Here is a 12049-nt window from a genome sequence, read left to right as displayed (position 1 = left end):
CGATGGTCGAACACACTCCGCGGGCCCTGCGATCGCCAGGGCCCATGCTCGAATTTCTGCGTGGCCGCGACGTTCTCGTCGCCGGATGGGGGGTGTCGGGCCGCTCGCTGGTCGAGCCGTTGCGCGATATCGGCGCCCGACCGGTGGTCACCGACGCCGGTGAGAAGGCGATGGCCGAGGCCGCCGAGCTCGGCTTGACCACGGCCACCGGCGACGAGCTGCTCGAGCCCGGCGCCCTGGACCGCTTCGCGCTGGTCATCACCAGCCCGGGCTGGCGCCCGGATTCGCCGGTGCTGGTCTCGGCCGTCACCGAGGGCATTCCGGTCTGGGGCGACGTCGAATTCGCCTGGTGGGTGGATCAGGCCCGGCTGTACGGGCCGGTCCGCAAATGGCTGGTGGTGACCGGGACCAACGGCAAGACCACCACCACCCAGATGACCCACGCCATCCTGCGCGCGGCCGGTATCGCCAGCGTCGCCTGCGGCAATATCGGCCTGCCCATCCTGGATGCGTTGCGGCGCAATCCGGGTCCGCAGATCCTCGCCGTGGAGCTGTCGTCGTTCCAGCTGCACTGGGCGCCGTCGGTGCGTCCGGAGGCGGGCGTGGTGCTGAATGTGGCCGAGGATCACCTGGATTGGCACGGCGGGCTGGACGCCTATGCCGCGGCCAAGGCGCGCGCGCTGACCGGCCGGGTGGGTGTGGTCGGCCTGGACGATCCGGTCGCCGCGGCGCTGGCACGAAAGTCCAAGGCGCGCCGCACGGTCGGCTTCCGGGTGGGTGTGCCCGCCGACGGCGAACTGGGCGTGGTGGACGGCAAACTGCTCGACCGTGCCTTCACCAAGGCCGCCATCCTGGCCGAGACGGGCGATATCAGCCCGCCCGGTCCGGCCGGTATCGCCGATGCGCTGGCCGCGGCCGCGCTCACCCGATCCATCGACGTGGCACCGCAATTCGTCAAGGAGGGTCTGCAGGAGCACAAGGTGGGCCCGCATCGGGCGGCCTTCGTGCGGGAGCTCGCGGGCGTGGAATTCGTCGACGACTCCAAGGCCACCAACCCGCATGCCACGCGCACCTCGATCCTGGCCCATCAGCAGGTGGTCTGGATCGCGGGCGGTCAGCTCAAGGGCGCCCACATCGACGATCTCATCGAAGAGATCGCCGACAGGTTGGTCGCGGCCGTGCTGTTGGGCCAGGACGCCGCCGTGTTCGCCGCCGCATTGGCGCGACACGCGCCCGATGTCCCGGTCGTCGAGCTCCGTTCGGGTGACGATGCTGGGATGGGTGTGGAATTCACGTCCGAGGTCGACAGCGCGGACGAGGTGATGGCCCGCGCCGTCCGCATCGCCGCCGGATACGCCCGCCGCGGTGACACGGTGCTGCTGGCGCCGTCCGCGGCCTCATTGGATATGTTCGCCGACTACACCCACCGGGGACGCAGTTTCGTCGCGGCGGTGCAGGCGCTCGACGAGGGAGATATCGGGAGCACGCAGTGAGCGAGCTTGCGAGCGAACCATCGACACAGCGACCTTCGGTCAGGGTGGCACCGAGCGCTAGCGAGGGGACAGCATGACAGAAAAGGCGCGCAAGCACACGGGCACCTGGTTCGGTGCCTGGCTGGCGCGCCCGCTGGCCGACTTCCATCTGGTGGTCACCATCGCCACCCTGCTCACCACGCTCGGGCTGGTGATGGTGCTGTCGGCGTCCAGCGTCGAATCCTATTCGGCCGACGGGTCGGCGTATTCGCTGTTCATCCAGCAGGCGGCCTTCGCCGTGCTGGGTGTGGTGCTGTTCTATCTGGCCCTGCGGATTCCGCTGCGCATGCTGCGGCGGATGTCGTTTCCGGTGTTCGCGATCTCGGTGGTGGCGCTGGCGCTGGTGCTGGTTCCCGGCATCGGGTCGCGGGTGCAGGGCTCGCGGCGGTGGTTCGATCTGGGGTTCGTGTCGCTGCAGCCCTCGGAGATCGTCAAGGTGACGCTGATCGTGTGGGGTGCGCACCTGCTGGCCGCGCGGCGCTCGGACAACGTCGGTTACCGCGACATTCTCATGCCGCTGGTTCCGGCCGGGCTGCTGGTGTGTCTGCTGATCGTGCTGGAGCCGAATCTGTCCACCACGATCGCGGTCGGCATCGTGCTGGCGGCGCTGCTGTGGTTCGGCGGGCTGCCGGTGCGGCTGTTCGTGACCATCGGCGTCTCCGGTTCGGTGGCCGCGGGCATTCTGGCGCTGACCGCCGGTTATCGCTCCGACCGCATGCGGGCCTTCCTCAATCCCAGCGAGGATCCGCAGGGCATGGGCTATCAGGCCCGCCAGGCGCTGTTCTCGCTGGCCGACGGCGGTATCTGGGGCCGCGGGCTGGGACAGAGCCGGGCCAAGTGGAGCTATCTGCCCAACGCGCACAACGACTTCATCTTCGCCATCATCGGCGAGGAACTCGGCTTCCTCGGATGCGCGCTGGTGCTGGGACTTTTCGCGCTGTTCGTCTATGTCGGGCTGCGCATCGCGAGCCGCTCGGTGGATCCGTTCCTGCGGCTGATGGCGGCGACCGCCACCACCTGGATCACCGGTCAGGCCCTGATCAATATCGGATATGTGGTCGGGTTGCTGCCGGTGACCGGCCTGCAGTTGCCGCTCGTCTCGGCGGGCGGGTCGTCATTGGCGATTACGCTGTTCATGTTCGGCCTCATCGCCAGCGCCGCCCGGCACGAACCGGAGGCCGTGGCCGCGCTGCACGCCGGGCAGGACGGGCGCTTCAGCCGGCTGCTGCGGCTGCCCAAGCCCGAGGTGTATTCGCCGAGCCGGGCGCAGGCCGCGCGGTCACGCAACGGACTGCGGGCGGCGCCGCCGAAGCGGGAGCTGCCGCCGTCGCGGCGGCGGGGTGGTGCCGACCCGGCCCCGCGCCGGTCGATAGATTCGGATTCGGCGCGTCGGCGCGCCGGCAGCACCATGTCCTGGCGGTCCACGCGGGCATGGGAGCCCAGCTATCCGATGACACATGCGAGAGAACGGGGTAATCCGAGGTGACACGGGCGATCTCGGTGATCGTCGCGGGCGGTGGTACCGCCGGCCATATCGAACCCGCCATGGCGGTCGCCGATGCGCTGCGTCGGCTCGATCCGTCGATCAGGATCACCGCGCTGGGCACGCAGCGGGGCCTGGAGACCACGCTGGTACCCGAACGCGGATACCCGCTGGAGCTGATTCCGCCGGTGCCGTTGCCGCGCAAGCCGACCGCGGATCTGTTGCGGCTGCCCGGCCGGGTGCGGTTGGCGGTCGCCCGCACCCGCGAGGTGATCGATGCGGTCGAGGCCGATGTGATCATCGGCTTCGGGGGATATGTCGCGCTGCCCGCCTATCTGGCCGCCGGTCGCGGTCTGCGCAGGCGGCGGCCGGTGCCGGTGGTGGTGCACGAGGCGAATGTGAAGGCGGGTATCGCCAACAAGATCGGTGCCCGCCGGGCGACCCGGGTATTGGCCGCCGTGCCGAATTCGGGAGTGCATGTGCGCGGGCGCGCCGATGCCGAGATCGTCGGCATCCCCGTGCGGGAGTCGATCGCGACCCTGGACCGGGCGGGGCTGCGGGCGCAGGCGCGCGACCACTTCGGTCTGCCCGCGGAGGGACCGGTGCTGCTGGTGTTCGGCGGTTCGCAGGGCGCGCGCCGGCTCAACGAGGCGGTCTCGGCGGCCGCAGCGCAGTTGACCGCCGCGGGAATCTCGGTGCTGCACGCCCATGGGCCCAAGAACACCGTCGAGATCACCGGCATCGATCCGGAGGGTCCGGCGAAGTATGTGGCCGTGCCCTACCTGTCGCGGATGGATCTGGCCTATGCGGCCGCCGATGCGGCGGTGTGCCGCTCGGGCGCCATGACCGTCGCGGAGGTGTCGGCGGTCGGCCTGCCCGCCTTCTACGTCCCGCTGCCGCACGGCAACGGCGAACAGGAGTTCAATGCCCGCCCCATCGTGGATCAGGGCGGTGGCAGGATTGTTCCCGATGCGGAGTTGACCCCGAAGTACGTGATCGATGAGGTAATCCCGCTGCTCACCGACCCGTTGAGGTTGTCGAATATGGCGGTGGCCGCGGCCGGTGCGGGGCATCGGGACGCGGCGGAGAAGGTGGCGCGGATCGTGGTGGAGGTGGCGGGCAGGTGACGGAGGGCAACGACACGGCCGACGGCCACCCGGCCCCGGTCGCACCACACACCGATCTGCCGCCGCTGCTGCAGCGCGTGCACATGGTCGGCATCGGCGGCGCGGGCATGTCCGGTATCGCGCGGATTCTGCTGTCGCGCGGCGGCGCGGTCTCCGGCTCCGACGCCAAGGAGAGCCGCGGTGTGCTGGCCCTGCGGGCCCGCGGCGCCGAAGTGCGCATCGGCCACGACGCCGGTGCGCTGGATCTGCTGCCCGGCGGGCCCACCGCGGTCGTCACCACCTACGCCGCCATCCCCAAGACCAATCCGGAACTGGTCGAGGCGAACCGGCGCGGGGTGCCGGTGCTGCTGCGCCCGGCCGTGCTCGCCGAACTCATGCGCGGGCACCGCACGCTGCTGGTGTCGGGCACCCACGGCAAGACCTCGACCACCTCCATGCTGGTGGTGGCGTTGCAGCACTGTGGGTTCGATCCGTCGTTCGCGGTGGGCGGCGAACTCAACGAGGCGGGGACCAACGCCCATCACGGCACCGGCGGCTACTTCGTCGCCGAGGCCGACGAATCCGACGGTTCGCTGCTGCAGTACGACCCGGACGTCGCGGTGGTCACCAATATCGAATCCGACCATCTGGACTTCTTCGGCTCCGATGAGGCCTATGTCCAGGTCTTCGACGATTTCGTGGCCCGGTTGACCGCCGGTGGACTGCTGGTGGTGTGCCTGGACGACCCGGGGTCGTGGGCGCTGGCCGAGCGCGTCGCCGCCCGGATCGCCGCCGGGGAACTCGACATCCGCGTCCTGGGCTACGGCGCGGGGGATCTGTCCGGTGCGCCCGTCCCGATCGGGGTGCGGCTGCTGGCGTGGGAGCCGCGCGATGTGGGCGGGGTGGCCACCTTCCAGCTCGCCGACGAGCCCGCCCCGCGCACGCTACGACTGTCGGTGCCCGGACGGCATATGGCGCTCAACGCCCTGGGCGCGCTGCTGGCCGCGCGCGACGCCGGTGCCGATCTCGACGAGATCCTGCAGGGACTGGAGGGTTTCGGCGGGGTGCACCGCCGGTTCCAGTTCGTCGGGCGGGAGAACGGGGTGCGCGTCTTCGATGACTACGCGCATCATCCGACCGAGGTGCGGGCCGTGCTCGGTGCCGCCGCGGAGTTGGTCCGCCAGGAGGCCGCCGACGGCGCGCGCTCCCGCCAGGGGCGGGTCATCGTGGTCTTCCAGCCGCATTTGTACAGCCGCACAGCCACATTCGCGGCCGAATTCGGGGCCGCCCTGTCGGTGGCCGACGAGGTGGTGGTGCTCGACGTCTACGGCGCGCGGGAGAAGCCGCTGCCCGGTATCAACGGAGCGCTGGTCGCCCAGGCCGTCACCGAGCCCGTGCACTACCAACCGGATATGTCACGGGTGGGCCGCCAGGTCGCGAGCCTGGCCCGTCCCGGCGACGTCGTGATCACCATGGGCGCCGGTGATGTCACCATGCTCGGCAGCCAGATACTCGACGGTCTGCGGGTGCGCCCGCCCGCCGGACGATGAGTGCGCGCCGGTCCGGGGAGAGCCGGGATCCACAGTCCGAAACCGGCTTCCGCCGCTTCCGGAGTGGCGGTCGCCGCACGACCCCCGCGCAGCGTCGTCGAATCGCCTTGTGGTCCTTGGGCGTTGTCGCCGTGCTGATCGTGCTGGCCGGGGTGGCGTGGTTCACCCCGGTGCTGTCGGTGCGCAAGGTGGAGATCCGGGGGCTGGCCGCGGTGCCCGAGGAGCAGGTGCGCGAGGTGCTGCGGATTCCCGAGGGGATCTCTATGCTGCGCATCGATACCGATGCGGTGGCCGAGCGGGTGGCGGCGCTGCCCAAGGTGCGTTCGGTGCGCGTGCAGCGGGTGTTCCCGGCCACCGTGCGGGTCACCGTCGTGGAGCGGGTCCCGGTGCTGTACTTCGACAGTCCGGAGGGCCCGCACCTGCTCGACGCCGATAGCGTGGAATTCGCCATCGAGCCGCCACCGCCGGGAGTGCCCAAACTCACCACCGATCATCCCGGTGTCGACGATCCGGTCACCCGGGCCGCCGTGGCGGTGCTCGACGTCGTTCCCGCTCCGCTGCGTGCCCAGGTGGGAGAGGTTGTGGCACGGTCGGTTTCGGATATCGAGCTGAATCTGCGCGACGGGCGTACAGTGCTGTGGGGAGGGACGGGCGATGCCGAGCGCAAGGCGGCGGTGGTGCTGCCGGTGCTGACCCGGCCCGGAACGGTATTCGACGTTTCGAGTCCCGATCTGGTAACGGTAAAGTAAGTGATACCCGTTGTGGCTTCAGCGTTTTCGGTGCTCACCGGATTCGCCGCGGACACAAGGAACGATTCCCGGTACCGGGTGCAGCCGTTCACGATACGATGCGGGGCGGGGCTCGAACGAGAAGGATCACACAAGATTCTCAGGACTCGTTTCGGCGCGCCTGCGCGCGTATCGCGGCGGGTGCGAATAGCGTTCCGCACCATCGGATACTTGACATAACGCTAACCCTATGGTTGAGGTTGAGGGTTTGCCCGAGCGAAAGCCCGGGTTTGCCGCCTCGGACCATTTCCGGTCGGCGTTCTGCCGAGAATCCGAAAACGACAGGCTTTAGATCGAAGGAAGGCGAGAGCCCATGACGCCCCCGCACAACTACCTTGCAGTGATCAAGGTCGTCGGTATCGGCGGCGGCGGCGTGAATGCCGTCAACCGGATGATCGAACAGGGACTCAAGGGTGTCGAGTTCATCGCGGTCAATACCGACGCGCAGGCACTGCTGATGAGTGATGCGGACGTCAAGCTCGACGTCGGCCGTGAACTCACCCGCGGCCTGGGCGCCGGTGCCGATCCCGAGGTGGGCCGCAAGGCCGCCGAGGACCACAAGGACGAGATCGAAGAGGTGCTCAAGGGCGCCGATATGGTCTTCGTGACCGCCGGTGAGGGCGGCGGCACCGGAACCGGCGGTGCGCCCGTGGTGGCCAGCATCGCCCGGAAGCTGGGCGCGCTGACCATCGGCGTGGTCACCCGGCCGTTCTCGTTCGAGGGCAAGCGGCGCAGCAACCAGGCCGAGGCCGGTATCCAGGGGCTGCGCGAATCCTGCGACACGTTGATCGTGATCCCCAACGACCGGCTGCTGCAGCTGGGCGATGCGGCGGTGAGCCTCATGGACGCCTTCCGCTCGGCCGACGAGGTGCTGCTCAACGGTGTTCAGGGCATCACGGATCTGATCACCACGCCCGGCCTGATCAACGTCGACTTCGCCGACGTCAAGAGCGTCATGTCCGGCGCGGGCTCGGCCCTGATGGGTATCGGCTCCGCGCGCGGCGAGGGCCGGTCGGTGAAAGCGGCCGAGGCCGCGATCAATTCGCCGCTGCTGGAGGCGTCCATGGACGGTGCGCACGGCGTGCTGCTGTCCATCGCGGGCGGTTCGGATCTGGGCCTGTTCGAGATCAACGAGGCGGCGTCGCTGGTGCAGGAGGCGGCCCACATCGAGGCCAACATCATCTTCGGCACCGTCATCGACGATTCGCTCGGCGACGAGGTCCGCGTCACCGTCATCGCCGCGGGCTTCGACGGCGGCACTCCCGCCCGGCGCATCGACACCGCGGGCCGCGGCACCATCGGCTCTGGCCGCGCAGGCGAAATCGGCCAGCACACCCCCCGCGGGTCCGACTTCCCCACCCCCCGCCCCGCCGAGCCCACCCCCGCCCCGTCCACGGTCGAACGCGGCCCCGCGCCTTCCTACGGCGCCCCACCCCGCCCCACACCCGACCCTACGGTTGCCCACAACGCCCGCAACCACATCCAACCCCCCGACGAAGACTCCGACGACGACGTAGACGTCCCGTCGTTCATGCGTCGCTAGGCCCTGTATCCGGCGCCGGCGCCGGATACAGGGATTGTGAGAGCCCACGCGGCCCTGGAAGGGGATTGCGGCTGAGCCTGTAGGCGGCATGACGGCGGTGGTTGCCGCGGGGTGGCTACTAATCTCGTCGGTATGACGACTTTGGTGCGGACTCGGCGGGTTACTACGACGCGGGCGGGTGGGGTCTCGCGGGCGCCGTACGATTCGTTCAACTTGGGGGATCACGTCGGGGACGATCCGGAGGCCGTGCGGCGCAATCGGTTACGGCTGGCCGAGGGGATCGGGCTGGCGCCGGAGCGGCTGGTGTGGATGGAGCAGGTGCACGGCCGGACCGTGGAGATCGTGGACGGGCCGCGCGCCGAACCGGTTCCGGTGACCGATGCGCTGGTGACCCGCGTGCCGGAGCTGGCGCTGGTGGTGCTGACTGCCGACTGTGTGCCGATCCTGCTGTCCGACGACGAGGCGGGCGTCATCGCCGCCGTGCACGCGGGCCGGGTGGGGGCCCGGATCGGCATCGTGCCGCGCGTGCTGGACGCGATGGTGTCGCTGGGCGCGCACCCCGAACGCATCGGCGCCTTTCTCGGCCCGGCCGCCAGCGGCCGCAATTACGAGGTCCCCGCCGCCATGCGCGACGACGTCGAGGCCCATCTGCCCGGCAGCGCCACCACCACCGACAAGGGCACCCCGGGACTTGATCTGCGCGCCGGAATCCGCCGACAGCTCGAACAGGCCGGTGTCGGCGCGGTCGCGGTCGACCCGCGCTGCACCATCGAGGACGAAACCCTTTTCAGCCACCGCCGCGGCGCACCGACCGGTCGTCTCGCGAGCGTCATCTGGATGCACACCGAGGAGCCGCATGCATGAAACCCCGATCCGCCCTGCCCCGCGCGCATGAACCCGCAATCTTCCTTGCCCCTATTTTCTGGGGTTGCCGTCGAGATCAGGACGAGATATGAGCAGAAATTCTCCCAATCGGCACTTTCGGGGGCATTCGTGATGAGTTTCGCAATTCAGGGAGTTCTTCTATGACCACCGAATCCGGAGCCACCGCCGTGGAATCCACGCGCACGGCCGAACTGTCCAGTGCTCTGACCGGTCTGTTGGCGCGAATCGAGTCCGCCTGCCGGGCGGTCGGGAGGGATCCGGCCGAGGTGAAGTTGCTTCCGGTCACAAAGTTTTTCCCCGCCTCGGATATCGAGATCCTCTATGGATTGGGGCGGCGCGAATTCGGTGAATCGCGAGATCAGGAGGCCGGAGCGAAGGTGGCCTCTTTGGGACATCTGTCCCAAATACGCTGGCACATGATCGGCCGGTTGCAGCGGAACAAGGCCAAGTCGGTGGCGCGCTGGGCAGATGCCGTCCACTCGGTCGACAGCGAACGCCTGGCAACGGCTCTTGACGCCGGTGTCGGGGCCGCGCGCGACGCCGGGGAGCGGGACGTGCCGCTGCAGGTGTTAATCCAGGTCAGCCTGGACCGCGACCCCGGCCGAGGCGGGGTGGCCCCGGCTGATCTCCCGGCCCTGGCCGCGCACGTCGCCGAGTCCGCGAACCTGCAGCTGGCAGGCCTGATGGCTATCCCTCCGCTGGACGTCGACCCGGAGCCCGAATTCGCCCGGCTGGCAACGCTGCACGAGCGGCTGCTGGCCGAGCACCCGCAGGCGAGGGAACTGTCGGCCGGCATGTCGGGCGATTTGGAGGCCGCCATTCGACACGGCTCGACCTGCGTGCGTGTCGGTACTGCCTTGATGGGCGCTCGACCGATAACCTCGAGATAGCAAACAAACCTCATCAGTCACATTCGAAACATATGCTTGTGACGGAAGAGGTTGAGCAGGACTTAACACCCCAGGCCAGCCGGGTGCCGTAGGAAGGTCGACCAGGATGAGCACGCTGCACAGGTTCAAGGCGTACTTCGGCATGGTTCCGCTCGAGGAATACGAAGACGACTACGTCGACGACCGCGGTCCGCGGGGTGTCGAGGAGCGTGGCTCGCGCCGGTCCCGCGAGTACGGCGAGCCGCGCTACTACGACGATGAGCCCGGCTACCCCGAACCCACCTACAAGGCTCCCTACCAGCCCGGATACACCGTGGCCCGCCGCGACGACTACGCCGACGAGCCCTACGCCGACGACCGCTACGAGCCGCCGCGCCGTCCCACCCGCATCGAGTCCGCGCCGTCGGGGCGTTCGCGCGGCCTGGGTGCCGCCCCGATGGTGCGCGGCACCACGCACGGCGCGCTGGCGGTGGACCCCGAGGTCGAGCGCAGGATGGAAGAGCGGCGGGTGGAGGAGCGTGCCCGCTTCGAACCGGCCCCGCGCCGCGCGCCGGTCTTCGAGGACGGAGGCCCCTTGTCCAAGATCACCACGCTGCGCCCGCGCACCTACGCCGAGGCCGCCATCATCGGCGAGCGGTTCCGTGACGGCACACCGGTGATCATGGACCTGGTCGAGATGAGCAATGCCGACGCGCGCCGCCTCGTCGATTTCGCCGCCGGGCTGGCCTTCGCGCTGCGCGGCTCGTTCGACAAGGTCGCGACGAAGGTGTTCCTGCTCTCACCGGCCGATGTCGACGTATCGGCCGAGGAGCGCCGCCGGATCGCCGAAAACGGCTTCTACAACCAGAAATAACCGTTTCTCCCAGGGCGATGCGGGCGACCGTCCGCCCTGGTGGACACGCCGCCAGCGGGGGGAGCGCCGCCGGTCCGGACGGCGCGGGGAGTTTGCAGGACACCGAATCTGAGGCAAAGTGGACGCGTGGCCTTGTTCCAGGTGCTGTATGTACTCCTGTTCCTCTTCTGGCTGTTGTTGATCAGCCGAGTGATCGTCGAGTTCATCCGGAGCTTCGCCCGGGACTGGCACCCCCGGGGCGCCGTCGCCGTCATCTTGGAGGTGATCTTCACGATCACCGATCCTCCGGTGAAACTGCTGAGGCGTTTGATACCTCCGGTGAACTTGGGTGGAATTCGCCTCGATCTGTCGATTATGGTGCTGCTTTTCATCGTGTTCATCTTGATGACGATCACGAACAGGCTCGGGCAGCCGGTAGCCCCGGTGTGACAGAATGGGCCGTGAAGAATAGCTTGCTAGATCTACTGCTAGATCTCCGTACGAAGCGTGAAGGGATCCTTCCATGCCGCTGACCCCAGCCGATGTGCACAACGTCGCGTTCAGCAAACCGCCGATCGGGAAGCGCGGCTACAACGAGGATGAAGTCGACGCCTTCCTCGACCTGGTCGAGCAGGAGCTCTCACGCCTCATCGAGGAGAATGCCGATCTGCGCCAGCGGGTTGCCGAGCTGGATGCCGAACTGGCAGAGGCCAAGAAGGCGCGTCCGGCGCCGCAGGCGGTGAAACAGGCTCCGCCGCAGCCGGAACCGCCCAAGCCCGCCCCGGTGGCCCCGCCGGCCCCGATGCCCGCCGCCCCCGCCGCGCCGAAGGATGCGGCCGCAGCCGACGCGAACCTACAGGCGGCCAAGGTGCTCAGCCTGGCCCAGGAGATGGCCGACCGCCTCACCAGCGATGCGAAGACCGAGGCCGAGCAACTGCTGGCCAACGCGCGGGCCAACTCCGAGCGGCTGGTCAGCGACGCTCGCACCCGTTCCGAGGCGATGATCGCCGAGGCCCGGCAGAAGGCCGAGGCCATGCTGTCGGATGCGCAGTCCCGCTCGGACAGCCAGCTGCGCCAGGCCAAGGAGAAGGCCGACGCCCTGCAGGCCGACGCCGAGCGCAAGCACACCGAGATCATGGCCACCATCACCCAGCAGCGCAGCGTGCTGGAGAGCCGGATCGAACAGCTGAAGACCTTCGAACGCGAGTACCGGGTGCGGCTGAAGTCCTACCTGGAATCGCAGCTCGAGGAACTGGAGAACCGCGGCTCGGCGGTGCCGGTCGACGGTGGCGACGCCTTCGACGGCGCCGGCGCCAACAACCACGCCCCGGCATCGTTCGCCAAGGGCGGCAAGTAGTTTCCGTTTCGAATAGTCGCCGCGCCCGCGAGGCGGCAGTTTGTGTGGTCGGAAGTCTTGTCGAGCCACCTGGCCCGTCTAGG

The 12049-nt window shown here is 68.9% G+C and carries 11 protein-coding genes; all 11 read left to right on the top strand.

Annotation, left to right across the window (positions count from 1 at the left end; translation table 11 throughout):
• Nucleotides 1-44 precede the first annotated feature (44 nt).
• The 11 genes from murD (at nt 45) to IU452_RS16655 (ending at nt 11966) form a co-directional block, all read left to right on the top strand.
• A complete protein-coding gene (murD, locus tag IU452_RS16705) occupies nt 45-1493 on the top strand; it encodes a UDP-N-acetylmuramoyl-L-alanine--D-glutamate ligase (protein WP_195109980.1) in 1449 nt (482 codons plus the stop codon).
• A gap of 73 nt (nt 1494-1566) precedes the next feature.
• A complete protein-coding gene (ftsW, locus tag IU452_RS16700) occupies nt 1567-3018 on the top strand; it encodes a putative lipid II flippase FtsW (RefSeq protein WP_195109979.1) in 1452 nt (483 codons plus the stop codon).
• 59 nt (nt 3019-3077) lie between these two features.
• Nucleotides 3078-4142, top strand: coding sequence for an undecaprenyldiphospho-muramoylpentapeptide beta-N-acetylglucosaminyltransferase (gene murG, locus IU452_RS16695; RefSeq protein ID WP_228818113.1), 1065 nt, complete (start codon nt 3078-3080; stop codon nt 4140-4142).
• Between the two features lie 83 nt (nt 4143-4225).
• Complete coding sequence (gene murC / locus IU452_RS16690) at nt 4226-5671, top strand: UDP-N-acetylmuramate--L-alanine ligase (RefSeq protein WP_228818111.1); 1446 nt, start codon at nt 4226-4228, stop codon at nt 5669-5671.
• A gap of 116 nt (nt 5672-5787) precedes the next feature.
• Nucleotides 5788-6420 (top strand): cell division protein FtsQ/DivIB, encoded by a 633-nt coding sequence (locus IU452_RS16685; protein WP_416382329.1) that lies wholly within the window; start codon nt 5788-5790, stop codon nt 6418-6420.
• Between the two features lie 352 nt (nt 6421-6772).
• Nucleotides 6773-8002, top strand: a complete 1230-nt coding sequence (gene ftsZ, locus IU452_RS16680) for a cell division protein FtsZ (RefSeq protein ID WP_195109976.1) — start codon at nt 6773-6775, stop codon at nt 8000-8002.
• A 132-nt stretch (nt 8003-8134) separates the two neighbouring features.
• A complete protein-coding gene (gene pgeF / locus IU452_RS16675; RefSeq protein ID WP_195109975.1) occupies nt 8135-8866 on the top strand; it encodes a peptidoglycan editing factor PgeF in 732 nt (243 codons plus the stop codon).
• A 161-nt stretch (nt 8867-9027) separates the two neighbouring features.
• Nucleotides 9028-9777, top strand: coding sequence for a YggS family pyridoxal phosphate-dependent enzyme (locus IU452_RS16670; RefSeq protein ID WP_195109974.1), 750 nt, complete (start codon nt 9028-9030; stop codon nt 9775-9777).
• A 106-nt stretch (nt 9778-9883) separates the two neighbouring features.
• Entirely contained in the window at nt 9884-10630 is a 747-nt protein-coding gene (locus IU452_RS16665) for a cell division protein SepF (RefSeq protein ID WP_195109973.1), read from the top strand.
• 126 nt (nt 10631-10756) lie between these two features.
• Nucleotides 10757-11059, top strand: coding sequence for a YggT family protein (locus tag IU452_RS16660; RefSeq protein WP_195109972.1), 303 nt, complete (start codon nt 10757-10759; stop codon nt 11057-11059).
• A gap of 73 nt (nt 11060-11132) precedes the next feature.
• Nucleotides 11133-11966, top strand: a complete 834-nt coding sequence (locus IU452_RS16655) for a DivIVA domain-containing protein (protein WP_195109971.1) — start codon at nt 11133-11135, stop codon at nt 11964-11966.
• The last annotated feature ends 83 nt before the right edge of the window (nt 11967-12049 follow it).

Source organism: Nocardia transvalensis, assembly GCF_015477765.1.
In the GTDB taxonomy this organism is placed as follows: Bacteria; Actinomycetota; Actinomycetes; order Mycobacteriales; family Mycobacteriaceae; genus Nocardia; species Nocardia transvalensis_A.
Note: the sequence above shows the minus strand (reverse complement) of the source record. Positions and strands in the feature narration are given on the sequence as shown.